25 protein-coding genes and 1 pseudogene are annotated in these 23,714 nt (G+C 68.3%); 10 read left to right on the top strand and 16 right to left on the bottom strand.

The features are described 5' to 3' along the window. Positions 1–265 precede the first annotated feature (265 nt). From ACIBVN_RS28785 to ACIBVN_RS28720, 14 genes and pseudogenes are all read right to left on the bottom strand, one after another. On the bottom strand, positions 266–589 hold the full coding sequence (locus ACIBVN_RS28785; RefSeq protein WP_026215037.1) for a DUF2469 domain-containing protein: 324 nt from the start codon (positions 587–589) through the stop codon (positions 266–268). Between the two features lie 39 nt (positions 590–628). After that, on the bottom strand, positions 629–1,297 hold the full coding sequence (locus tag ACIBVN_RS28780) for a ribonuclease HII (protein WP_397141533.1): 669 nt from the start codon (positions 1,295–1,297) through the stop codon (positions 629–631). Positions 1,298–1,349: 52 nt separating this feature from the next. After that, positions 1,350–1,946 carry a signal peptidase I gene (gene lepB / locus ACIBVN_RS28775; RefSeq protein WP_397141531.1) on the bottom strand — a complete coding sequence of 199 codons (597 nt, stop codon included), beginning with the start codon at positions 1,944–1,946 and terminating at the stop codon, positions 1,350–1,352. Then, entirely contained in the window at positions 1,946–2,803 is an 858-nt protein-coding gene (lepB, locus tag ACIBVN_RS28770; RefSeq protein ID WP_397141529.1) for a signal peptidase I, read from the bottom strand. The genes lepB (ACIBVN_RS28775) and lepB (ACIBVN_RS28770) overlap by 1 nt, the downstream gene beginning before the upstream one ends. Positions 2,804–2,944: 141 nt before the next feature. After that, positions 2,945–3,307 carry a 50S ribosomal protein L19 gene (gene rplS / locus ACIBVN_RS28765; protein ID WP_397141527.1) on the bottom strand — a complete coding sequence of 121 codons (363 nt, stop codon included), beginning with the start codon at positions 3,305–3,307 and terminating at the stop codon, positions 2,945–2,947. Between the two features lie 137 nt (positions 3,308–3,444). Then, the gene (trmD, locus tag ACIBVN_RS28760; protein ID WP_397141525.1) at positions 3,445–4,224 is read right to left on the bottom strand and encodes a tRNA (guanosine(37)-N1)-methyltransferase TrmD; all 780 of its coding nucleotides are present in this window, start codon (positions 4,222–4,224) and stop codon (positions 3,445–3,447) included. After that, entirely contained in the window at positions 4,224–4,724 is a 501-nt protein-coding gene (rimM, locus tag ACIBVN_RS28755) for a ribosome maturation factor RimM (protein WP_397141707.1), read from the bottom strand. The genes trmD and rimM overlap by 1 nt, the downstream gene beginning before the upstream one ends. 65 nt (positions 4,725–4,789) lie before the next feature. Continuing rightward, on the bottom strand, positions 4,790–5,035 hold the full coding sequence (locus tag ACIBVN_RS28750) for an RNA-binding protein (RefSeq protein ID WP_113699978.1): 246 nt from the start codon (positions 5,033–5,035) through the stop codon (positions 4,790–4,792). Between the two features lies 1 nt (position 5,036). Continuing rightward, positions 5,037–5,477 (bottom strand): 30S ribosomal protein S16, encoded by a 441-nt coding sequence (rpsP, locus tag ACIBVN_RS28745; protein ID WP_397141523.1) that lies wholly within the window; start codon positions 5,475–5,477, stop codon positions 5,037–5,039. Between the two features lie 670 nt (positions 5,478–6,147). Further along, entirely contained in the window at positions 6,148–7,710 is a 1,563-nt protein-coding gene (gene ffh, locus ACIBVN_RS28740; protein WP_397141521.1) for a signal recognition particle protein, read from the bottom strand. A gap of 57 nt (positions 7,711–7,767) precedes the next feature. Then, positions 7,768–8,328, bottom strand: a complete 561-nt coding sequence (locus ACIBVN_RS28735; protein ID WP_132637705.1) for an ATP/GTP-binding protein — start codon at positions 8,326–8,328, stop codon at positions 7,768–7,770. A gap of 7 nt (positions 8,329–8,335) precedes the next feature. After that, positions 8,336–8,665 (bottom strand): annotated as a pseudogene (locus tag ACIBVN_RS28730) (DUF742 domain-containing protein); the annotation flags it as partial. 191 nt (positions 8,666–8,856) lie between these two features. Further along, positions 8,857–9,279 (bottom strand): roadblock/LC7 domain-containing protein, encoded by a 423-nt coding sequence (locus tag ACIBVN_RS28725; RefSeq protein ID WP_397141519.1) that lies wholly within the window; start codon positions 9,277–9,279, stop codon positions 8,857–8,859. Further along, entirely contained in the window at positions 9,276–11,981 is a 2,706-nt protein-coding gene (locus ACIBVN_RS28720) for a nitrate- and nitrite sensing domain-containing protein (RefSeq protein WP_397141517.1), read from the bottom strand. The genes ACIBVN_RS28725 and ACIBVN_RS28720 overlap by 4 nt, the downstream gene beginning before the upstream one ends. 639 nt (positions 11,982–12,620) lie before the next feature. On the opposite strand from ACIBVN_RS28720, the gene ACIBVN_RS28715 reads away from it, so the two are divergent. From ACIBVN_RS28715 to ACIBVN_RS28670, 10 genes are all read left to right on the top strand, one after another. Next, on the top strand, positions 12,621–13,496 hold the full coding sequence (locus ACIBVN_RS28715) for an ABC transporter substrate-binding protein (RefSeq protein ID WP_397141515.1): 876 nt from the start codon (positions 12,621–12,623) through the stop codon (positions 13,494–13,496). After that, on the top strand, positions 13,493–14,302 hold the full coding sequence (locus ACIBVN_RS28710; protein WP_397141513.1) for an ABC transporter permease: 810 nt from the start codon (positions 13,493–13,495) through the stop codon (positions 14,300–14,302). Before ACIBVN_RS28715 ends, ACIBVN_RS28710 begins: the two co-directional genes overlap by 4 nt. Further along, the gene (locus ACIBVN_RS28705) at positions 14,299–15,075 is read left to right on the top strand and encodes an ABC transporter permease (RefSeq protein ID WP_397141511.1); all 777 of its coding nucleotides are present in this window, start codon (positions 14,299–14,301) and stop codon (positions 15,073–15,075) included. Before ACIBVN_RS28710 ends, ACIBVN_RS28705 begins: the two co-directional genes overlap by 4 nt. Before the next feature lie 14 nt (positions 15,076–15,089). Beyond that, on the top strand, positions 15,090–16,538 hold the full coding sequence (locus ACIBVN_RS28700; RefSeq protein WP_397141509.1) for a dihydroorotase family protein: 1,449 nt from the start codon (positions 15,090–15,092) through the stop codon (positions 16,536–16,538). Positions 16,539–16,632: 94 nt separating this feature from the next. Beyond that, positions 16,633–17,619 carry an ABC transporter substrate-binding protein gene (locus ACIBVN_RS28695; RefSeq protein ID WP_397141507.1) on the top strand — a complete coding sequence of 329 codons (987 nt, stop codon included), beginning with the start codon at positions 16,633–16,635 and terminating at the stop codon, positions 17,617–17,619. Next, positions 17,616–18,389 carry an ABC transporter permease gene (locus ACIBVN_RS28690; protein ID WP_397141505.1) on the top strand — a complete coding sequence of 258 codons (774 nt, stop codon included), beginning with the start codon at positions 17,616–17,618 and terminating at the stop codon, positions 18,387–18,389. The genes ACIBVN_RS28695 and ACIBVN_RS28690 overlap by 4 nt, the downstream gene beginning before the upstream one ends. Next, positions 18,386–19,165 carry an ABC transporter permease gene (locus ACIBVN_RS28685; RefSeq protein WP_397141503.1) on the top strand — a complete coding sequence of 260 codons (780 nt, stop codon included), beginning with the start codon at positions 18,386–18,388 and terminating at the stop codon, positions 19,163–19,165. The genes ACIBVN_RS28690 and ACIBVN_RS28685 overlap by 4 nt, the downstream gene beginning before the upstream one ends. Positions 19,166–19,222: 57 nt before the next feature. Continuing rightward, positions 19,223–20,179: an ABC transporter substrate-binding protein gene (locus ACIBVN_RS28680; RefSeq protein ID WP_397141501.1), complete on the top strand. Its 957-nt coding sequence runs from the start codon at positions 19,223–19,225 to the stop codon at positions 20,177–20,179. Beyond that, a complete protein-coding gene (locus ACIBVN_RS28675; RefSeq protein WP_397141499.1) occupies positions 20,176–20,955 on the top strand; it encodes an ABC transporter permease in 780 nt (259 codons plus the stop codon). The genes ACIBVN_RS28680 and ACIBVN_RS28675 overlap by 4 nt, the downstream gene beginning before the upstream one ends. A gap of 31 nt (positions 20,956–20,986) precedes the next feature. After that, on the top strand, positions 20,987–21,826 hold the full coding sequence (locus ACIBVN_RS28670; RefSeq protein WP_397141497.1) for an ABC transporter permease: 840 nt from the start codon (positions 20,987–20,989) through the stop codon (positions 21,824–21,826). Between the two features lie 10 nt (positions 21,827–21,836). Here ACIBVN_RS28670 and ACIBVN_RS28665 read toward each other — a convergent pair whose 3' ends face one another. Beyond that, positions 21,837–22,280 (bottom strand): hypothetical protein, encoded by a 444-nt coding sequence (locus tag ACIBVN_RS28665; protein ID WP_397141495.1) that lies wholly within the window; start codon positions 22,278–22,280, stop codon positions 21,837–21,839. 6 nt (positions 22,281–22,286) lie between these two features. Next, the gene (locus ACIBVN_RS28660) at positions 22,287–23,651 is read right to left on the bottom strand and encodes an aldehyde dehydrogenase family protein (protein ID WP_397141493.1); all 1,365 of its coding nucleotides are present in this window, start codon (positions 23,649–23,651) and stop codon (positions 22,287–22,289) included. Positions 23,652–23,714 lie beyond the last annotated feature (63 nt).

Here is a 23,714-nt window from a genome sequence, read left to right as displayed (position 1 = left end):
CGTTGAGCGCTCGGGCACACGGGGTCGCGGGCGTTGAGCGCTCGGGCACACGGGGTCGCGGGCGTTGAGCGCTCAGGCATGCAATCGGACCGTCATGACGGCGCTTCCGAGCGGGTACGCGAGGCCTGAGCAGCCTACGAAAGGGCCGGTACTCATCCCCCGAGAGCACCGGGCGCGCGCGTGAACAAGCCAGCGCCCCTACGAAGGAAGAAGGAAGAGGGCGCGTGGAGACGATACCCAGGGCGGAGCCGCCGGGCCCAGGCCGTTACCCCGAGAACCCCTCCTTGGGCATCTCCAGGTCCGCCTTGGCCAGCTCCTCCACGTTCACATCCTTAAACGTGACCACCCGCACGTTCTTCACGAACCGCGCCGGTCGATACATGTCCCACACCCAGGCGTCCTGCATCTTCACGTCGAAGAAGACGTCGCCGTTCTCCGCGGTACGGACGTCGAGATCGACCGAGTTGGTCAGATAGAACCGCCGCTCAGTCTCCACCACGTATGTGAACAAACCGACGACATCTCGGTATTCGCGGTAAAGCTGCAGCTCCATCTCGGTTTCGTACTTTTCGAGATCTTCTGCGCTCATCGCGGTCCTCCTGTCGTACCGGTCCCCCGGTTTGCCTGGTCAGGCAACCCCGGCCCCCATTTCATTTTCACCCATCTCCCTCGCCACCGTGACGAAGGAGTAACGGTGATCAGGACACGGACCGTGCGTTTCCAGCGCCAGCCGATGTCCTGGTGTGACATACCCCTTGTGCTCCGCGAAGCCGTACTGCGGGTAACGCTCGTCGAGCGCGACCATGAGGCGGTCTCGAGTCACCTTGGCCACGATCGACGCGGCCGCCACGCATGCGGCCACCTGATCCCCCTTCCACACGGCCAAAGACGGCGCCGGCAGCCCCGGCACCGGGAAGCCGTCCGTCAAGATGTACTCCGGATCACAAGGCAACTGTGCGACAGCTCGCCGCATTCCTGAGACGTTGCATTTGTGAAGACCTTTAGCGTCGATCTCCCCCGGCGGAATGATCACGATGCCGACGTGCGAGACACGGACGATCTGGTCGTAGAGGCGTTCGCGCACCGCCGGGGCCAGCAGTTTCGAGTCGCCGAGGCCGTCGATCTGCCTGCGCAGGATCACGGCCGCGACGACGAGCGGACCCGCGCAGGCGCCGCGGCCGGCCTCATCGACGCCAGCGATGGGGGTGAGGCCGCGGCGGGCGAGCGCCCGCTCATAGGCGTAGAGGCCGGAATCGCGCCGGACGACGCTCGGTCGAGGACGGAACGCAACTGTCATGACAGAGGCAGCGTACGCCCCATACGCCGCGAACCGCGACTGGAAGCGACCGCTACTTGACCTTGTCGAAGGTGTCAGGACGGGAGAAGAGATAGCCTCGCGACAGCGGCCAGTAACGCACCACGGCCTTGCCGATCACGTCGTTCTCCGAGATGAACCCGCCTCCGGGCTCCTCCATGTGGGCCCGCGAGTCGGCCGAGGCGCTGCGGTGGTCCCCCATCAGCCAGAGCTTGCCTGCGGGCACGGTGACGTTGAACTTATCGCCGGAAGCGTAATCGCCTGGGTACAGGTAGGAAGACTCGTCCAGCGGCGTGCCGTTGACGGTGATGCGCTTCTTGGAGTCGCAGCACACCACCTTGTCGCCGCCGATGCCGATGACCCGCTTGATGGTGTCTTCACCGTTGTTCCAGCCCTTGAACACCACGATGTCGCCCCGGTCGGGCTTGCCCGCGAGCTTGTTGACGAAGACCCGGTCGTTGATCAGCAGGGTGTTCTCCATCGACACGGACGGGATGTAGAACGAGCCGACCACGAACGCCTGCAGCAGCAGCGCGATGCCCACGCCCAGGACCAACAGCAGGACGGTCTCGCGGAAGCCGCCCTTTTTCTTCTCTTTCCCCACGCCCTCCGCCTTCTTGGTGACGGCCATCAACGCCTCCTGCGCCAGCGGCGACGAATCAGAACCAAGGGTACGGCCAGCCCGAACCCGGCGATCATCGGGACGGACCCGCCGAGCGCCTGGAGCGCGGGCTGCGCGAACGTATCGGGAATGTCGATCGAGGACGCCCGGTTGAACGGCCAGACGATCACGAAGGCGCGCCCGACAACCTGACTGACGGGAATGGAGCCGCCACCCGCGTCACCGGTATGGGAGCGGGAGTCGAGCGAGACCGACCGGTGGTCGCCCATCACCCAGAGCCGCCCTTCCGGCACCGTGATGTTGAAGAACCTGTCGGACGGCACGTTACCCGGATAGAGATAGCTCTCCTCATCGATGGGCGTGCCGTTGACCGTGATGCGTCCCTTGGAGTCGCAGCACTTGACGTGGTCGCCCCCGACGCCGATGACCCGCTTGATGTAGTCCTTCTCGCCGGGCACGAGACCGAACGCCGTGCCGACCCACCGGAAGAACGCCGCGACCGGGTTGGACGGCTCCTCCATCTGGAACTCGCCGTCCCAGGAGTCGACGCCGGAGAACACCACCACATCGCCGCGCTCGATGTCACGGGTGTGGTAGACGAGCTTGTTGACCAGGACCCTGTCGTTCTTGAGCAGGGTGTTTTCCATCGACTCCGACGGAATGTAGAAGGCCTGGACCACAAACGTCTTGATGATCAGGGCCAGCACCAGTGCGACGACGACAAGAACGGGAAGCTCTTTCCAGAACGACCCCTTCTTCTCCTTTTTCCCATCTTTTGCTGGCTTCTGAGTCTCTTCGGCGACCACGTCCACCTCGTCCTCGACAGGGCGGCGCGCAGCGCCGTACTCCTGGCTCTCGCTAGTCATCGCTGACGAGCCTAGATGATGCATCGGCTCGACAAGCCTCGACCGACGTTACACCCACGCACGAGTCGCTCCACATAAAGGAAACGGCCCTGTAAAGCCGAATGGCCCGCGCGAAGGGCGCGGGCCATGGGATAGACCAGGTTACTTCGCGGCCGTGGTCTCGCGCTTCTCGCGGATGCGGGCGGCCTTGCCGCGCAGGTCACGCATGTAGTAGAGCTTGGCGCGACGCACGTCGCCGCGGGTCACGAGCGCGATCTTCTCGATGACCGGGCTGTGCACGGGGAAGGTACGCTCGACGCCGACGCCGTAGCTGACCTTGCGGACCGTGAAGGTCTCGCGGGCGCCGCTGCCCTGCCTGCGCAGCACGAAGCCCTTGAAGACCTGGATACGGGAGCGGTTTCCTTCGACGACTCGTACGTGAACCTCGAGCGTGTCACCGGGGCGGAAATCCGGCACGTCGCTGCGCAGGGTCGCCTTCTCGAGCTCCTGGATCTTCGTGTGCATGAGAGCTGTCCTCAAGTCCTCGTGAGCACGCGGAGGTCCACCCGGCCGTGGCTCGCGGCGGACACGCCTGCTGATGTGGTGAGCCCGGGACCGTTTCCCGGGCATGACGGACCAACCGAATGACGGTTGGCAGCGATTCAGTTTGCCATATCTTCCGGCCCGACGCGAAACGACAGCTCATCGAGGAGCTTCCTGTCGTGCTTGTCGAGCGTCTCGGGGTCGAGCGCCGCCGCCAGCTCCGGCCTGTTCAGCACGGTACGGCGCAGCGCCTGATCCCGCCGCCATCTGGCGATTTTTCCGTGATGCCCGGACAGCAGCACCTCGGGCACCTCGTGCCCTCGCCAGACAGGCGGCTTCGTGTAGACGGGACCTTCCACCAGATTCCTCATGGAACCGGGCGCGAAGGAGTCGTCCACGACCGACTGGGCGTTGCCCAGCACACCGGGCAGCAGCCTGCCGATGGCCTCGACCATGACCAGCACCGCCACCTCGCCGCCGGCCAGCACGTAGTCGCCGATGCTGACCTCGTCCACGCGCAACCGCGAGCCGTACTCGGCGATGACACGCGAGTCGATGCCTTCGTATCGTCCGCACGCGAACAGCAGCCACGGCTCCCCCGCCAGCTCCTGCGCCAGCTCCTGGGTGAACGGCCGCCCGCTCGGCGTCGGCACGATCATCCGCGGCGCGCCGTCCCCGATCACGGAGTCGACGGCCTCGCCCCACACTTCGGGCTTCATGACCATGCCGGGCCCCCCGCCGTAAGGGGTGTCGTCCACGGTCTTGTGCAGGTCGTGGGTCCAGTCTCGGAGCTGGTGTACGCGTACGTCGAGCGTGCCGCGCTCGCGGGCCTTGCCGATCAGCGAGACGTCGAGCGGCGCGAAGTACTCGGGAAAGATCGTGATGATGTCGAGCCGCATCACAGAAGGCCCTCTGGCGGATCGACGACCAGCCGGCCGGCCTCCAGGTCGATCTCGGGCACCAGCGCCTTGACGAACGGGATGAGCGCCTCCTCCGCCCCGCTCCTCCGCACCACCAGCAGATCCTGGCCGTGGTGCAGGACGTCGGTGACCTCGCCCACGGGCTCTCCCGAGGCGGTCTCCACCGCCAGGCCGATGAGCTCGTGATCGTGGAACTCGTCCGGGTCGTCCGACGGCGCCACGTCGGACGAGTCGATGACCAGCATGGTGCCCCGCAGCTCCTCGGCCGCGTCGCGGTCGTCGACGCCCTCCAACGACAGCAGCAGGATGCCCTTGTGCCAGCGGCCACCCGCGACGACGAGCGGCCCCCTGTCGCGGGGATCCGTCGCGACCGACGTGCCCACGGCGAAGCGCAGCTCGGGATCGTCGGTGAGCACCTCGACGGTCACGTCACCGCGTACCCCGTGTGGACGGCCGATCCGGCCGACGACCAGCTGCAACATGAACTCCTAACGCAAGCGCCCCCACCGGCCGGCAAAGCCGATGAGGGCGCGGAAACCTGACGCTAACGGACTGTTTCGTGCAGGTCGAGCAGATCGACCCGTACGTACTTCCCGTCGGCCAGGGCGTTCACAACGGTGCGCAGCGCCTTGGCGGTGCGCCCGCCGCGTCCGATGACCTTGCCCAGGTCCTCGGGGTGCACCCGGACCTCCAGGACGCGCCCGCTGCGAATGCGGCGTGCGCGGACCCGGACATCGTCTGGATGTTCGACGATGCCCTTAACGAGGTGCTCGAGAGCCTCCTCGAGCACGTCAGGCCTCGCCCTCGGTCTGGGTCTCGGCGGGGGCCTCGGCCTCTTCCTTCTTCTTGGCCTTCTTCGGCGTGGTGGCGGCCGTGCCGGTGTCGCCACCGGACAGCGCCTCCTTGGCCGCGGCCTCGTAGACGGCGTGACGGTCAGGCGCGGGCTCGGCGACCTTCAGCGGCGCCGGGGCGGGCTCGCCCTTGAACTTCTGCCAGTCACCGGTGAGCTTGAGCAGCTTGAGCACGGGCTCGGTCGGCTGCGCGCCGACACTCAGCCAGTAGGCCGCACGCTCAGCGTTGACCTCGATGCGCGAAGGGTTTTCCTTCGGGTGGTACAGGCCGATCTCCTCGATCGCCCGGCCGTCACGCTTGGTGCGGCTGTCGGCGACGACGATACGGTATTGAGCGTTGCGGATCATGCCGAGCCGCTTGAGCTTGATCTTGACTGCCACGGGTGTGGTCTCTCCTGCATTCGAGCGTGGGTGAACGGCATCTCGCCGAGTGGGGCACGACGGGACGACGCTCCAGGGACAAACGTGTCCGGCGGGAGGTGAGAGGGCACCCGCCTGGTCACGGTGTTCCAACATGTCATTGTGCCAGATCGACGGCACTGCCAGCGACGTCCCTCCACGGCGCGCCGCGCCGTCCGCGCCCGAACTCCTCCGGGCGGCGGGCCACCTCCCGCGCGAGGGGCCTGTGCGAACGCGTGCCGTCGACGTGCAACGTACGCGGCGCACCACGCGAACGCTGATCCAGCAGGCACAACAGTCCGCGCGGCACACCACCGCGTGCGCACCGGACTGCGGGCATGCCACGGCCCGCATGGCTGCCGCAAAAGCACCCAACTCAGGCGGGGCTCCTGCGCGAAAAGGCCGTGTGGCGGTGGCCTGCCAGAAAACAGGCCACCGCAGAGGTTGAAGCAGCGCAAAGGCGAGCCCGCGCGGAAGGTGGGCCACCGCGAAAGTGGGCCACCGCGAAAGTGGGCCACCGCGAAGGTAAGGCAGCCCGAAGGCGAGCCACCGCGAAGTGGGCCGCGTGAAACCGCGGGGCCAGTCCCAAGGCGACCCGCCGGAAAGTGGCCCGCCGGAAAATGGGCCGCCGGGACGCAGGTCCCGGCGGTGGTCAGTTCTGGCCGGGCAGCCGGAGCTTGGAGGGGTCGAAGCCCGGAGGCAGCTCCATGCCCGGAGGCAGCTTGCCACCCAGATTGCCCAGCACCCCGCCCTTCTTGGGCGCGCCGTCGGCGGGACCGTCGGCGGGGCCGTCGGCGGCGGCCTTGCCGAGTGCGGCCTTGCGCGGGTCGCCGCTGACGCGCCGCCCCTTCTTGGCCTTCTTCTGCGCCTTGGCGGCCTTGCCACGACCACCCGGCATGCCGGGAATGCCCATGCCGCCCGCCATCCGCTTCATCATCTTCTGCGCGTCGAAGAAACGGGTGACGAGGTTGCTCACGGCGCTGACCGAGACGCCGGAGCCGGCCGCGATGCGGGCGCGGCGCGAGCCGTTGATGATCTTGGGATCCTGGCGCTCCGCGGGCGTCATCGAACGGATGATGGCGGCGATGCGGTCAAGGTCGCGGTCGTCGATGGAGTTGAGCTGGTCGCGCATCTGCCCCATGCCGGGCATCATGCCCAGCAGGTTTTTGATCGGCCCCATCTTCTGGACCATCATCATCTGCTCGAGGAAGTCCTCGAGCGTGAAGTTTTCGCCCGACGTGAGCTTGGTCGCCATCTTGGCGGCCTGCTCCTCGTCGAACGTCTTCTGGGCCTGCTCGATCAGGGTGAGGATGTCACCCATGTCGAGGATGCGGGAGGCCATCCGGTCGGGGTGGAAGGCGTCGAAGTCTTCCAGCTTCTCGCCCGTGGAGGCGAACATGATCGGCCGGCCGGTGATGTGGCGGACCGAGAGGGCGGCGCCGCCTCGGGCGTCGCCGTCGAGCTTGGTCAGCACGACCCCGTCGAAGCCGACGCCCTCCATGAACGCCTGCGCCGTCGTGACGGCGTCCTGACCGATCATGGCGTCGACCACGAACAGGACCTCGTCGGGCGAGACCGCGTCGCGGATGTCGGCGGCCTGCTTCATCATCTCCTGGTCGATGCCCAGGCGGCCGGCGGTGTCGATGATGACGACGTCGTGCTGCAGGCGCTTGGCCTCGTCGACCGACCTGCGGGCGACCTCGATCGGGTCGCCCACGCCGTTGCCCGGCTCGGGGGCGTAGACCGCGACCTGGGCGCGCTCGCCCACGACCTGCAGCTGCTGGACGGCGTTGGGCCGCTGCAGGTCGGCGGCGACCAGCAGCGGCGCGTGGCCCTGCTCGCGCAGCCACTTGGCCAGCTTGCCCGCCAGCGTCGTCTTGCCCGAGCCCTGTAGACCCGCGAGCATGATGACGCTCGGCGGCGTCTTGGCGAAGCGGAGCCTGCGGGTCTCCCCGCCGAGGATCGCGATCAGCTCGTCATTGACGATCTTGACGACCTGCTGCGCCGGGTTGAGCGCCTGGGAGACCTCGGCTCCGCGGGCGCGCTCCTTGACCTGGGCGACGAACGCCTTGACCACCGGGAGCGCGACATCGGCCTCCAACAGGGCGATGCGGATCTCGCGGGTGGTGGCGTCGATGTCGGCATCGGACAGCCGGCCCTTGGACCGGAGGGAGGAGAAGACCGATGTCAACCGGTCGGAAAGCGTCTCGAACACGTGGTTGGCCAGTCCTCGAAGCGAATGAACGTCTAAGACTCCAGCCTATCCGCTCCTCTAGCCGCTCCAGCCTGGCACGGCCATGCGGACTGTGAGCGCGTGCTCGACGAGGTTGATCAACGCCGCCTTGACCGAGTCCTTCGACCTGGCGTCCAGGCGCACCATCGGGATGTGCGGCGCCAGGGTGAGCGCGTCGCGCACCTCGGCGTCGCTGTGGGCGTACTGGCCGTCCCAGCCGTTCACCCCCACGATGAACGGCAGCTGGGCCTCCTCGAAGTAGTCGATCGCCGGGAAACTGTCCGCCAGGCGCCGGGTGTCCACGAGCACGACCGCGCCGATCGCGCCGCGTACCAGGTCGTCCCACATGAACCAGAACCGGTGCTGCCCGGGCGTGCCGAACAGGTAGAGGATCAGGTCACGGTCGAGCGAGACGCGGCCGAAGTCCATGGCCACGGTCGTGGTCGACTTCAGGGGCGTCATGCCCAGGTCGTCGATGCCCTTGGAGGCGTCGGTCATGACGGCCTCCGTGGTCAACGGCATGATCTCCGACACCGCGCCGACGAACGTCGTCTTGCCCACTCCGAATCCGCCGGCGACGACGATCTTCGTCGAGGTCAAACCGGGGCTAGAGCCTGCGAAGTCCACTGAGCACCCTTTCCAGCAGGTTGACGTCCGGCCTACCCGCATCCAGCTGCGGCTGATGCACCCGAACCAGGCCTTCTGCCGCCATATCCGCGATCAGAACACGCACCACACCGAGCGGGATCCGCAACAGCGCCGAGACCTCGGCCACCGACCTGACCTGCAGGCACAGCTGGCTGATCGCTTTGTACTCGGGGGTGATGTGCGAGAACTCCCTGTGCTCGGCGGTCGCCGAGGAAACCAGGGCCTCCATGGCCAGCTTGACCTTGGGCGCGGTCCGCCCGCCCGTGACGGCGTAGGGCCGTACCGGCGAGGCGGGGTCAGAGCTGGGGGGCGACGGTGGCGGCTGCCAGCTAGGCGGTGGAGGCTGCCAGTTCCCGCTGTTCTGGGAGTCCCAGGTACCGCTGTTCTGGGAGTCCCAGGTACCGCTGTTATGGGAATCCCAGGTACCGCTGTTATGGGAGTCCCAGCCCCCGCTGTTCCATCTGGGATCTGTCACCTACATCACCTGGTCTGGCTGGCGCGCAGCTCCGCGCGCACAGCCGGGGTAAGCACCTGACCGGCGCGATCAACCATCAGCGTCATCTGGTACGCCACCAAACCCATGTCACAGTCCGGGGCAGCCAGCACCGCCAAACACGAACCATCACTGATCGACATGATCAGCATCAGCCCGCCTTGCATCTCCACAATCGTCTGATTGACCGCACCACCCTCGAACACCCTGGCCGCACCCTGCGTCAGACTCACCAGACCCGACGCGATCGCAGCCAACTGATCAGCCCGGTCAGCCGGAAACCCCGACGAGGCCGCCAACGGCAACCCGTCCGACGAGACGACCACCGCGTGCGCGACGCCTGGGACCGTGCTGACGAAGTCGGTGATCAACCAGTCCACCCCACGTGCCGACTGGCTCAAGTCATTCATGCGCGCTCATCCCTGCTTTCAACACTTCTCGGACCGGAGGGATAGGCCCTGCCCTCGCTGATGTCGTCACGTGCCGCCCTGAACCCCTGCTGGAAGCTCGAAAGCCGGCTGCGCACCCGCTCCGGCGACACCGACGGCATGGGGGCGACCCCCTTGGGGGCCGAGACGGTGTCGGCGGAGCCGGGCACCAGGTTCGCCTTCGGCACCCGCTTGGGCAGGCCTGCCGCCGTCTGACCGTCACGTACGGGCTCCGCGGCCGCCTCCGCCGCGCTCCATCCCGCGTCGGCCTTGGCCGAGCCCCAGGTGGCGCTGCTCTCGCTGCCGTGGTCGAACCAGGCCGACTCGACCGAGGCGAAGATCGGGAGGTATTCGTCGCCTGCGGGCTTCACGGCTGGGATGGGGCCGGTCGCCGCGGACTCGGTCTCGGGGAAGTCGTACCGCGGCTGCCCCATGTCCATCTGGTCGCCGCTGAAGGAGGACCGCCTCGGCAAGGGGTTGTTGTCGGGCTCCCAATCGCCTGGCCGGCTGTTGGAGTTGCGCGACGGCACCCAGACGTCTGAGGTGTCGTAACCGCCGCCACTGCCGCGCTGGTCGGACGGCCAGCCCACGTTCATGCCCGGCGAGGACGGGAACGACGGCTGGGAGGGGAACGATGGGTGCCCGGGTCCCGGCTGGTAGCCTCCCCCGCCCCACTGGGCAGCGGGTGGCGGCGTCGGGGGTTGCATGGGCTGCCGAGCGCCGAAGCCCTCGTCGTACGAGTCCATGGTTCCCATGCCGTTGCCGACGGGGGGCGCGTACGCAGGGGACTGCGTGCCGAGGAGCGCTTCCGGCATCAGGACCATGGCGGTCAGCCCGCCTGTGCCGTGGGGGCGCAGCTGCACCCTGATGCCGTGGCGGTGCGCCAGCCTGGCGACCACGAACAGGCCCATGCGGCGTGACACCGACACGTCCACGGTGGGAGCGTTCGTCAGCCGGTCGTTGGCCTGGGCCAGCTCCTCCTGTGTCATGCCGATGCCGGAGTCGCTGATCGACAACATCATGCCGCCGCCGTCGATCCTGCTGCCGGAGACCGTCACCCTGGTCTCGCGGGGCGAGAACGACAGCGCGTTCTCGACCAGCTCGGCGATGAGGTGGATGACGTCGTTGACGGCCTGGCCGGCCACGGCGACGCCGTCGGGCACCTGGAGCACGACCCGCTCGTAGTTCTCGACCTCCGACAGCGACGCGCGAGCCACGTCCACCAGCTTGACCGGCTTGCTCCAGCGCCGCGGCGGGTCCTGACCGGCGAGCACCAGGAGGTTCTCGCTGTTGCGCCGCATACGGGTGGCCAGGTGGTCCAGCTTGAACAGGTTCCCCAGCCGCTGCTCGTCCTGCTCGCCCTGCTCCAGCCCGTCAATCAAGGTGATCTGCCGCTCGACCAGCGTCTGGCTGCGCCGCGACAGGTTCACGAACATCGCGTTCACATTGCTGCGCAGCCTGGACTCCTCGACGGCGAGGCGCACGGCCTCGCGGTGCACCTCGTCGAACGCCCGCGCGACTTCACCGATCTCGTCGTTGGAGGCGACACCAATGGGCTGGACGTCGACGTGGTCACTGACGTTCTCGGCCTCACGCAGCTGGCGCACGGTGTCGGGCAGGCTGCGACCGGCGATGAACAGGGCCTCCCTGCGCAGCCTGCGCAGCGGGCCGCTCAGCAGGCGCGCCATGAACACGGTGACCAGCAGTACGAGGATGAGCAGGAGCACGATCGCGCCCGCGACGATCACCGCGCTCTGCTGCTCGGCGCCTTCCAGGGCGCGGCTGCGCAGCACGATGGAGTCGGCCGCCTGCTGCTCGACCTTGCGCATCCCGTCGATGGTCTCGCTGATGGCGCTGAACCAGCTCTTGCCGTCACGGGTGAGCCCGAGCTTGACGTCCGACACGGGCAGGCCCTCGTCCTGCAGGAACAGGGCCCTGGCGGAGATGACCTCGGCGCGGTCCACGGCCCTGCCGCTGACGATGTCGTCGTACGCCTGGCGGAGCTCGAGCGGGACCTGCGACCTGAAGGTGGCGAGCTCGCTGTTCTTCTGGGCGCGGGCGGCGATGTAAGCGTCGAGCTCGTCCGGGCCGAATCCTCTGGTGGCCAGGGCCGCCACGAGCAGCGCGCGCTGGGTGGAGACGTACTGCTTGGCCCTGGCGAGGGCGGCGAAGCCCGCGCCGATCGCGGACAGGTCCTTGTCGACCGCACCCTGGTCGATCTGATCGTTCAGCGAGAGCAGGTCCGAAATCGTCCGGTCGTAAAGACCGATAACGGAGTTCACGTCGAGCTGGGACTCGATCGCGGTCTTGCGTGAGGTGGCGAGCTCGTCAAGGCGGTTCTTGATGCGCAGGGCCTCCGGCGCCTGGGCGCTGTCGGACTTCGCCAGCGTCTCCACACCGGGCCTGACCTCGGTGACGAGCTTATTCACGATCTCGTACTGAGCGGCGACATCCGACGGAGCCTGGTTTCCGCCTCTGCGGCCCTGAGCGACGTAGCGGGCGGTGAGGTCACGCTCCAGCTCCACGTCGTGGGCGAGGGCGGTCAGCTGGCTCGCCAGTACGGCGACTTCGTTGACCTTGGCGTACTCGCTGGCGGTGGCGATCGATGTGGTGACCCGCAGGCCAGCGAACACGAGCGCCGCGAGGGTCGGAATGAGGACCAGGACCAGCAGCTTGGAGCGCACTCGCCAGTTACGCAGGGAGAAGCGGCCCCCCGCTCGCTTGCCTGCCGCGCCCCCCGGCACAGGCGTCTTCGGCCCGCGGGACGCACGTCGTGGGGCTTCCTCTATTAAGCCCTGATCACCGCCCGCAGAGGGGACAACAGTCTTCACTTGCCTCCGCAACCTCTCCTCGGATGCTCTGGTGCACGAAGATCACGTCATGCACACGTTTACCGTGTGACGCCGACGCACCCTTGGGGCGAGAGCTAATTGGAGCACATCAACCAGAGATCGGCCAAGGCCGCAAAGATCACGGTCGACACACAGCCCTACATATTACGCAAGTCACAACACCTTCCCCAGACCTCAATAGTCAAGGCTGGGACCCCAAACCAATCGGACAAATGACTTTAAATCGTCATATATGTGGATATATCTTGTTAATTCCGATGACCTTGCTCCCTCCGGAACTACGGCCTGCGCTAGGGTGCCAGCGTTACTGAACACCCCCCGTCAGCGTCACCCCCCGGTTCAAAAGGAGACCCCGCAATGCGGTTCGGTGCATTAGGGCGTACTGCCCTGGTTGGGCTTGTGGCCACCCTCGTCGCGACTGGGTGCTCAAGCTCGGACGACAAGGGAGGAAGCTCTGGCGCCGCCGCCGGTATGAAGACCGACCTGCTGATCGGCCAGTACCCCGGTGCGGACTCGGCGCCGCTGTTCATCGCCCTTGAGCGCGGCTTCTTCAAGGAGGAGGGCCTCAACGTCAAGCAGGAGGCCATCCAGGCTCCTCAGGCGGTCCTCGGCAAGCTCTCCAACGGGCAGATGGACGTCGTGCTCGGCAGCTACGCCACCATCCTGACCATCCAGGAAGCGGGCACCGAGAAGTTCAAGTACATCGCCGACTCCTACCAGGGCGCGCCCAACGCGTTCGGCATCATGGTGAAGAAGGACTCGCCCATCAAGAAGGTCGCCGACCTGAAGGGCAAGAAGATCGGCGTCAACGTCGCCGCGGGTCTGGGCACGCTCACGATGAGCCCCCACCTGAAGATCGCCGGCCTGGACCCCAAGAAGGACGTCAACTACGTCGTGGTCCCGACGGACCAGTGGATCCCCTCGCTGGACAAGGGCAGCGTGGACGCCGTCTGGATGACCGACCCCTACGTCAGCCAGGCGAAGAAGCAGCTCGGCGCCACCATGCTGGTGGACACCATGTCCGGCCCGACTGACGGCCTGCCGATCACGGGCTGGGCGGCCACCGACAAGTGGACCCAGAACAACCCCAAGACGCTCGCGGCCTTCCAGCGGGCCATGGCCAAGGCCCAGCAGGTCGCGGCCACCGACCGGAGCGCGGTGACGAAGATCCTGCCGACCTACACCAAGATCCCGGCTGAGACCGCCGCCACCATCAACCTGGGCAACTACCCGACCTCGCTGAACGCCCAGCGCATCCAGCGGGTGGCCGACCTGATGCTCGACGCCGGCATGCTCAAGCAGAAGATCGACGTCAACTCAATGATCTACTCAGCCCCACAGGGATGATGAGCACGATCAGTCCGGTGCGGCGCGAGCGGGTTCCGCTCGCGCGCGCCAAGCTCCTCAAGATCTCCCGCCACGCCGCCAGCGTGGCGGGTTTTCTGCTTGCCTGGCAGATTCTCGGCATGTGGGGCCTGGTCAAGTGGCTGCCGCCGGCCGCGGACACACTGGCCAGGACGGCCGAGCTCGCCGTCGACCCGGACTTCCTCGAGGACCTGGGGGGCACGCTCATCGCCGCGGCCATCGGGCTGCCGCTCGCCATCCTGGTCGCCGTCCCCATCGGCCTGCTGCTGGGAACGGTCCCGGTGGTCGAGGAGATGACCCGGGTGTTCGTGGAGTTCCTGCGCCCCATTCCCTCGGTCGCGCTGATCCCGCTGGCGCTGTTCTTCTTCCAGCCGGAGATCAACGCCAAGATCGCTCTGATCGTGTTCGCCGCCTCCTGGCCGATCCTGATCAACACCCTGTACGGCGTGCGCGACGTCGACCCGGTGGGCAAGGAGACGCTGCGCTCGTTCGGCTTCGGAGCCGGCGCGGTGATCTGGCGGGTCTCCCTGCCGAGCGCGGCGCCCTTCATCGCGACAGGCGTACGGCTGGCCGCCTCCATCACGCTCATCCTGGCCATCAGCGTGGAGTACATCGTGGGCGGTTCGAGCGGCATCGGCGGCTTCCTCATCGAGGCGAGCACGGGCATCGGCATGGACGCGATGATCGACGTCGTCGCGGTGCTGCTGTGGGCCGGCGCGATAGGAATCGTCGTCAACACCCTGCTCATGCGCGCCGAACGCCGGCTCTTCAGGTGGCGAGAGGCATGATCCGCACACTGGTCAAGCGGCTGTGGCTGGTCCCCGTCGTCTTCGTCGGCTGGGAGCTGCTGGCGAAATCGCTCGCCACTCCGTACTTCCCCGCACCGACCGTGATCCTGTCCCGGATGTACGAGATGTGGTTCTCCGGACCGTACATCCTCACCGAGGAGGCCGTCGGCAACTTCCTGCCCAGCCTGGTCAGGGTGATCGGGTCCTGGGCCGTCGCCGTGGTCGTGGGCGTGGCCCTCGGCGTCGCGATCGGCAGGACCGCCTGGCTGGCCGACTACGTCGAGCCGTTGATCGAGTTCGGCCGGGCGGTGCCGCCCCCCGTGATGCTCCCGGTCTTCCTCGTGCTCTTCCAGATGGGCACGCAGGTGCAGGTCGCGACCATCGTCTTCGGCATCATCTGGCCGATCCTGCTCAACTCCATCGACGGCGCACGTAACCTCGACGACCTGAAGGTCGATACCGCCGCCGTCTTCGGCGTGCCCGCCCACCTGCGGTTCTTCCGGATCATCCTGCCCGCCGCGGCACCGAAGATCTTCGCGGGCCTCCGCCTGAGCGTGTCGCTGGCCCTGATCCTGATGGTCATCTCCGAGCTCAAGGCCAGCACCGAAGGCATCGGCTACCTCCTCAACCTGGCCAGCGGCAACGCCGACATGCCGGCCATCTGGGCCGGCGTCCTGCTGCTCGGCGTGCTCGGCTTCGCATTCAACTCCCTGTTCCTCATGGTCGAGCGGCGCGTGCTGGCCTGGCACCGCGACGCCCACCGCATCGCTTAGGAGAGACCATCCCTGTGACAGAGCTGCTGCTGAAGAACGTGAAGGTCGTGACCCACGAGCGGGACGAGCCCGTCGACGCGGACATCGCCGTCTCGGACGGCCGCATCGTACGGGTGGAGCCGGGGCTGACCGGAGCCGGCGAGGTGATCGACGGCGGCGGCAAGCTGGCCTTCCCCGGGGTCGTGGACGCCCACCAGCACTGGGGCATCTACAACCCGCTGCCGGAAGACACCGAGTCGGAGAGCCGCGCGAGCGCTCAGGGAGGCGTGACGACCGCGCTCACGTACATGCGGACCGGACAGTACTACCTGAACAAGGGCGGCCCCTACGCCGAGTTCTTCCCTGAGGTGCTCAGGCAGGCCGAGGGCAGGGCCTACGTCGACTACGGGTTCCATCTGGCGCCCATGTCCAGCGGGCACATCGGCGAGCTGCCCGATCTGGTGGAGCGGTTCGGGGTCCCGTCGTTCAAGATCTTCATGTTCTACGGCGGGCACGGGCTGCACGGGCGCTCCGACGACCAGCGCGCGTTCCTCATGCTGCCGGAGGGCGAGCGCTACGACTACGCGCACTTCGAGTTCGTGATGCGCGGCGTGCAGGCGGCCAGGGAACGCCTGCCCGAGCTGGCGAGCGAGATCTCGCTGTCGCTGCACTGCGAGACGGCCGAGATCATGACCGCGTACACGAAGCTCGTCGAGGAGGCCGGAGACCTGAGCGGGCTGGCCGCCTACAGTGCCTCCCGTCCGCCACACTCGGAGGGGCTGGCCGTCTTCATCGCCTCCTACCTCGCCCACGAGACGGGGCTGGCCAATGTCAACCTCCTACACCTGTCCTCCGCCAAAGCCCTGGACGCGGCCGTCCGCATGGCGGCGACGTTCCCGCACATCGACTTCCGCCGCGAGGTCACGATCGGTCACCTGCTCGCCGACATCGACACGGCCAGCGGCATCGGGGGCAAGGTGAACCCGCCGATCAGGCCGCGCGATGACGTCGAAGCCCTGTGGGGGCACGTGCTCGACGGCACCGTCGACTGGGTGGTCAGCGACCACGCCTGCTGCCGCGACGAGCTCAAGTTCGGCGACCCGCGCGATGACGTCTTCCTGGCCAAGGCCGGGTTCGGCGGCGCCGAGTACCTGCTGCCCGGACTGATCACCGAGGGGCGTCGCAGGGGCCTGCCGTACGGCAGGATCGCCGCGCTGACCTCGTGGAACCCCGCCAAGCGGTACGGCCTGCGCACCAAGGGCACGATCGCGCCCGGTTTCGACGCCGACATCTGCCTGGTCGACCCCGGGCACACCTGGACTGTGCGGGCCGAGGACTCGGAGTCGACGCAGGAGTACACGCCGTTCGAGGGGTTCGAGCTGACCGCGAAGGTCACCGACACGTTCGTGCGCGGCAACCAGGTGCTGGACGCCGGCAAGATCGTCGGCCGGCCGGTGGGCCGCTACCTGCACCGGCCCGCCTGAAAGGTCCATGCGCCTGCCAATTCGATCATTCCTCAGGTACGCTCACGCAAAGTAACGTGTCTCGCTCTCCCGAATCCCACGCAGGAGACCCCCCATGGCACGCAGACTGCGTCGTTCCGCACTCGCGCTCGGCCTCGCCGCCGCCCTCGCGCTCACCGGCTGCAGCGGGGGCGGCGCGCCCCCGGGTGCGCCGGCCGGCGGCGACGGCCTGGAGAAGACGACCATCAAGGTCGGTGCGTTGCCCATTCCCGATCCCGTGGCGCTCTACATCGCCAAGGCGAAGGGCTACTTCCAGGCAGAGGGCCTGACGGTGCAGCCGGTCACGATCACCGGCGGCGCCGCCGCGCTGCCGCAGATCGAGAGCGGCGCCCTGGACATCACGCAGACCAACTACGTCTCGATGTTCCTGGCCGTCAGCCAGGGCAAGAAGCTCAAGCTGGTGGCTGACATGTACCAGGCGGCTCCCAACACCTTCGAGATCATGGTTCCCAAGGACTCGCCGATCCAGACGGTGGCGGACCTGAAGGGCAAGACCGTCCTGGTAAACAACCTCAGGAACATCGCCACTCTGGCGGTCACGACGCAGCTCAAGGCGGCCGGGCTCAGCGAGACGGACGTCAAGTTCGCGGAGAAGCCGTTCCCCGAGATGGGCAACGCGATCAGCACCGGGCAGGGGGACGCGGGCTGGATCACCGAACCGTTCATCACCGCCAACAAGAGCAAGCTCGGCTTCCGCACGATCGCCGACACCATGACGGGACAGACGGCGGATCTGTCCATCGCGGGCTGGATGGCCACCGACGAGTGGGCGAAGGAAAACCCGAAGACGCTGGCCGCGTTCCAGCGGGCGATCTCCAAGGCGCAGCAGCTCGCCTCGAGTGACCGCAAGGTGATCGAGGCCACGCTGCCGACGTACACGAAGATCGACGCCAAGACCGCCACGGCGATCAAGCTGGGCGCGTATCCGAGCGCGCTGGATGCGGCCCGGCTGCAGAAGGTGGCCGACCTCATGCTCGAGTACAAGTACATCCGGAGCCCGGTCGACGTGAAATCGCTCGTCGCGGCGCCGGCGGGCGGATGACCGGTGCGCGCCTGCTCCGCGGCGCCGCCGGCGCCGCGGGCTTCCTTGTGGCCGGAGAGCTGGTCATCCGCTTCGGCCTGAGCGAGGACCTTCTGTTTCCGCCGCCCTCGGCCATTCTGTACGAAGCCGCGCGCCTCCCGGCGGACGCCGGCTTCCTGGCCGGCGTCGGCACCACGCTCGCCAACTGGGCGCTCGGCCTGCTGATTGCCATCGCGGTGGCCGTGCCCGCGGGCGTGCTGCTCGGCGCGCTGTCACCGGTGGAGCGGGCGATCAGGCCCGTGCTCGAGTTCATGCGCCCGATACCCTCGGTGGCCATCATCCCGCTCGCCATCCTGCTGATCCCGGTGGACGAGCTGATGAAGGTCTCGGTCATCGTGTACGCGTCCATATGGCCGATCCTGATCAACACCATGTACGGCATGCACGACGTGGACCCACTGGCCAAGGAGACCCTGCGCAGCTTCGGCTTCGGCCCCCTGGCCGTGCTCGCCAGGGTGAGCCTGCCCAGCGCGGCCCCGTTCGTCGCGACGGGAATCAGGATCGCCGCCGGGATCGCGCTCGTCCTGGCCGTCAGCGCCGAGCTGGTGGCCGGCGGCGTCGCCGGAATCGGCGTCTACGTGAACGTGGCCGGCAGCGGCAACAGGATGGACCTCATGATGGCGGCGACGTTCTGGGCCGGCGTCTTCGGCGTGCTCGCGAACGTGGTCCTGCTCGCCGGCGAGCGCCGCCTGTTCCGCTGGCACCACGCGCGGACGGGGGCGGCCGCGTGAAGGCCGTGGCCAGGCTCTGGGTGGTCCCCGTGGTGCTGGCCGTCTGGGAGATCGCCGGGCGCGCGATCAGGGACACGGACTTCCCGCCGCCCACGACGATCGTGTCCCGGATGCACGAGCTGTGGTTCTCCGGTCCGCCCGCCCGCGCGTTCCTGACCGAGGAGGCGATCGCGAACATCCTGCCGAGCCTCGGCCGCATGTTCGGCGGCTGGGTCCTGGCCGCGCTGATCGGGATCGTGGCGGGCATGCTGCTCGGGCGCTCGCGCACGGCCACCGACTACGTGGACCCGCTGATCGAGTTCGGCCGGGCCGTGCCTCCCCCACTGCTGCTGCCGGTGTTCCTCGTGCTGTTCCACGCGGGGCTGACCACGCAGCTGGCGACCATCGTGTTCGGCGTGGTCTGGCCGGTGCTGCTCAATTCGATCGACGGCGTCAGGTCGGTGGACCCCACGTACACCGACACCGCCACGGTCTTCAACCTGTCGAGGCTGCAGCGCCTGCGCGTGGTCATCTTCCCCGCCGCCTCGCCTAAGATCTTTGCGGGGCTGCGGCTGAGCCTGTCGCTGGCGCTGATCCTCATGGTGATCACCGAGCTCATCGGCGGCACCGACGGCATCGGCTACCGGCTGCTGAACGCGCAGCGCAGCTTCGACGGGGCGGGGGTATGGGCGACGATCGCGTTGCTCGGCGTCCTCGGCTACGTCGTGAACTCCCTGTTCGTACTGGCCGAGCGCCGCGTGCTCGTCTGGCACAGGCAGGCCACCGGTAGTCCGTGAACCCTCATGACTGGAAAGGCAGTGGCGATGAAGCTGGCCAGGTTTGTAGTCGCGGGTATGGCGATCGCGCTGACGCTCAGCGCGTGCGGCGGAGGGGGAGGCGGCGGCCAGACAAGCGCGGGCGGCCCCGCGTCCTCCGGCGGGCTGGAGAAGACCCAGCTGCTGGTCGGCGTGGTGCCGGTGCCGTCGTCCGCGCCGCTGTTCATCGCGGAGAAGCGCGGTTTCTTCAAGGAGGAGGGCCTGACCGTCAAGACGGAGATCATCCAGGCTCCGCAGGCGGTCATGCCGAAGATCCTCAACGGCAGCATGGACGCGTTCCTGACGAGCTACGTGTCGCTGATGGCGATCAACGACTCCGGCGCGGCCAAGCTCAAGCTCTTCCAGCACAGCCAGGAGGCCGCCCCCAACGTCGCCGGCGTCGTCGTGGCCAAGGGCTCGCCGATCAAGGCCCCCGCCGATCTCAAGGGCAAGACGATCGCGGTCAACGTGCTGAAGGCGCTCGGCCAGACACTGACCAACGCCCACCTGCAGGAGGCCGGGCTCAAGCCGGAGGACGTCAAATACGTCCCGGTGCAGTTCGCCGACCAGCTCGCCGCGCTGTCCTCGGGCAAGGTGGACGCTGCCTGGCTGGTTGAGCCGTTCCTGACCGCCGCGAAGAAGGGCGGCGCCACGCAGATCATCGACACCACCAGCGGCGTGACGGCCGGCGTGCCGATCGACGGGTGGGGCGTCGCCGAGGACTGGCTGGCCAAGAACCCGAAGACGGCCGCCGCCTTCCACCGCGCCCTGGCCAAGGCCCAGCAGATCGCGGGCGCCGACAGGAAGGCGATCGACGAGGTGGTGCCGACGTACACGCAGATCCCGGCGGACGCGGCGGCGGCGATGACGCTCGGCACGTTCTCGATGCAGGCCGACAAGGCCAGTGTCCAGAAGCTGGCCGACCTGCTGCACGGCTTCGGCTACCTCAAGTCCAAGGTGGACGCGGCGCAGCTGTTCGCGCCCGTGAGCGGATGATCGAACACCGGCTCGGGCGGGCGGCGCTCGGAGCGCTCGGGATCGCCGCCTTCATCGCCCTCGCCGAGCTGGCCGGGCGGATCGGGCTTGTCCCCGAGGTCGTGCCGCACATGTCGGCGGTGCTCGCCACGGCGGCGGAGCTGCCGCTGGAGGCGGAGTTCAGGGCCGACGTACTGGCCACGCTGGCGGCGTGCGCGAGCGGGCTGGCGATCGCGGTGGCGGTCGCCGTGCCCGCTGGGCTGCTGCTCGGGACGGTGCCGTTCGTGGAGCGGTCGGTGCGACCGCTGGTCGAGTTCCTGCGGCCGATCCCGTCGGTGTCGCTGATCCCCATCGCGATGTTCCTGTTCACCGAGAGCCAGGACGCCAAGACCGCGCTGGTCGTCTACACCTGCACGTGGCCAGTACTGATCAACACGTTGTACGGCCTGACCGACGTGGACCCGCTGGCCAAGGACACCTTGCGGAGCTTCGGCTTCGGGCCGGTCGCCGTGGCGCTGCGGGTGAGCCTGCCGAGCGCGGCGCCGTTCATCGCGACCGGCATCCGGATCGCGGTGTCCGTCACGCTGATCGTCGCGGTGAGCGTGGAGCTGCTGGCGCCGGGCGACGGCGGGATCGGCGCGTTCCAGTCGCTGGCCGGCAGCGCGAACCGGCTCGACCGCATGCTGGCGGCGCCCCTGTGGGCCGGGCTCATCGGGCTGGCCGCCAACCTGCTGTTCACGGCCGCCGAACGGCGCGTGTTCCGCTGGCACCGGGCGCGTAGCGGGGCCGCCTCATGAGGCCCCGAGCTGTGGGAGAGGGTGAGGCGGCATGAGCGCGAGTGTGCCCGAGGGCGGCGGCGTGAGCGCCCCGGTCGCGGTGCGGCGGTCCTCCTTCGGCCGGCGACTGGTGTGGTACTGGCTGCTGCCGGTGGCCGTGGCCTGCTGGGAGCTGGCCACCCGCTCGGCGCAGGCCGCGTACTTCCCGCCGCCGTCGCTGATCGTGGCCAGGCTGCACGAGCTGTGGTTCTCGGGGCCGGTGACGCAGGCGTTCCTGACCGACGAGGCCGTGGCCGACCTGCTGCCCAGCCTGGGCAGGCTGTTCGCGGGATGGGCGGCGGCGTGCGCGGCGGGAGTGGCGATCGGCGTCGCGCTCGGCCGCTCACGCTGGTTGTCGGCCCTGGTGGAGCCGCTGCTGCACTTCGGCCGCTCGGTGCCGCCCACCACGCTCGTGCCGGTGTTCCTGGTGCTGTTCAAGATCGGCACCCCGATGCAGCTGGCCTCCATCGTGTACGGCGTCGTCTGGCCCGTGCTGATCAACTCCATGGACGGCGCCCGTACGGTGGACCGCCAGTACATCGAGACCGGCGCCGTCTACCGGCTGAGCCCGTGGCAGCGGCTCACCCGGATCATCCTGCCCGGCGCGTCCCCCAAGATCTTCGCCGGCCTGCGGCTGAGCGTCTCGCTGGCCCTGATCATGATGATCATCTCGGAGCTGGTCGGCAGCAGCGAGGGCATCGGGCACCGCATGCTGGAGGCGCACGGCCAGGTCGACATCCCGGCCATGTGGGCGGGAATCGTGCTGCTCGGGCTGCTCGGCATCCTGCTGAACGCCGCGTTCCTGGGCTTCGAGCGCGTCGTGCTGTCCTGGCACCGGGGCGCGAGAAGCTGAAGGGTACTCCTCAGCTCACGCGGCGCTCGTTGATCAGAGTCCGTTTCACGCACACGCCGTCCTTGATCCACTGCCAGACGCGGCTGCGTGACTTGCCGTCCTCGCTCAGCACGATCATCTCGTAGAGCCGCAGGTCCGCACCCTCGGCCTTGTACTGCCAGGTGAGGTAGATCGTGCTGGCGTCGAGCTCCCAGAACTCCCCCTTGATCCGCTCGGTGTCGAACCCGCACCGCCCGCCGCCGAGGTACGTCCCCGGGAACTCGTGCACCTCCGTGCGCCCGTCGTCCCAGGTGTAGCGGTTGGTCTGGTGGTAGACGGCGTCGTCCCGGATCGCGCAGGTCATCCGGACGCGGTGCCGGTCGATCGGGGTCCCGTCGCGGTCGAGATGGAGGTATTCGCCCTCCCACTCGCCCTCGTGGCGGGCCAGCAGCGGCATGTCCGCGCGAAGTCCCATCAGGAGCTACTCCTTCGTCGTGTGCCACCACGGGTCGGCGGCGTCGGATCGGTTGACCAGGAAAGCCCTGCGGCGCAGAAACCTGCGGATGGAGGCGGTACCCATGCGGGAGCCGCCGAGCCCCGACAGGCGGAAGGAGTGCTTCTCCCCCTCGTGCACCAGCGCGGTCAGCGAGGCGTCGTTGACGCTGACGGCGCCCGCACGCAGCCGGGTCGCCACGGCCATGGCCTGCTCCTCCGTGGCGGCGAAGACCGCGGCCGACAGCCCGTAGACCGAGTCGTTGGCCAGGGCGACGGCCTCGTCGGCCCCGTCCACGGCCATGACCGGCAGCACCGGGCCGAACGTCTCCTCCGTCATCACCAGCATGCCGTGGTCGACGCCGGACAGCACGGTCGGGCGGCACCAGTGACCGCCGCCGTGCCGCTCGATCTCGCCGCCCGTGTGCACGGTCGCGCCCTTGGCCACGGCCTCGGCCAGGTGCGCGGCGATCACGTCCTCCTGTCCGGGGCCGATGATCGGCCCGATGGGGCCGCCCTCGCAGGTCAGCCCGACCCGAGCGGCCTTGGCCACGAGCAACGCCAGGAACTCGTCGTGGACCTCGCGCGCCACGTAGACCCGCTCGATCGACTGGCACGACTGCCCGGCGTTGGCGGTGCCGCCCCACAGGATCGCCGACGCCGCCCGCTCCAGGTCGGCCCCGGCCAGCACGATCGCCGGGTCCTTGCCGCCCAGCTCCAGGAACGCGGGCACGAATGCGCGCGCCGCCGACCGGGCGACGAGCCGCCCCGTCTCCACGCTGCCCGTGAAGACCACGGCGTCCACCAGGTCCACCAGTGCCGCGCCCGTCTCGCCGTCGCCCTCGACGACCTCGAGCGGCAGCTCGTCGGGGACCAGCCGCATCAGCGGCTCGATGAACCTGGGCGTCACCTCGCTGGGCTTGACCAGCACCGCGCATCCCGCGGCCAGCGCGGGCACGGCGTCGATGAGGCCGAGCAGCAGGGGGAAGTTCCACGGACTGATCACCCCGACCAGCTCGTACGGCACCGCGTCGCCCCCCACGAAGACACCTGGCAGGGAGGCCGGGATCTCAGTCGGAGGCTCGAGGAGGGCGGGCGCCTGGCGTACCCATCGGTCGATGAGGCCGGCGACGATCTGCCGTTCCAGCACCGACTCCCCCACCCTGCCGGTGTCGGCCACCAGCGCGGCGAGGAGGTCGTCGTCATCGGCCAGCGCGGCGCCGAACCGGGAGAGGGCCTCTCCGGCCGGCCGGCCCGAAGCACGTTTGCGCAGGTCGGCCGCGATGGCGGCGAGCCGGTCCGGCGGGACCGGGGCGAGCGGCCTGTCGTCCTCCCCGGTGAGCGGGTTTCTCACGTTCATGTGGTGCGGCCACGGGACATGATGCTCCTGCGATGCTCGGCGGGAGCCATTGTGATC

Origin of the sequence: Nonomuraea sp. NPDC049400 (genome assembly GCF_044466425.1) — a bacterium.
Lineage (GTDB): Bacteria > Actinomycetota > Actinomycetes > Streptosporangiales > Streptosporangiaceae > Nonomuraea.
This window is presented reverse-complemented; position numbering and strand designations above follow the sequence as displayed.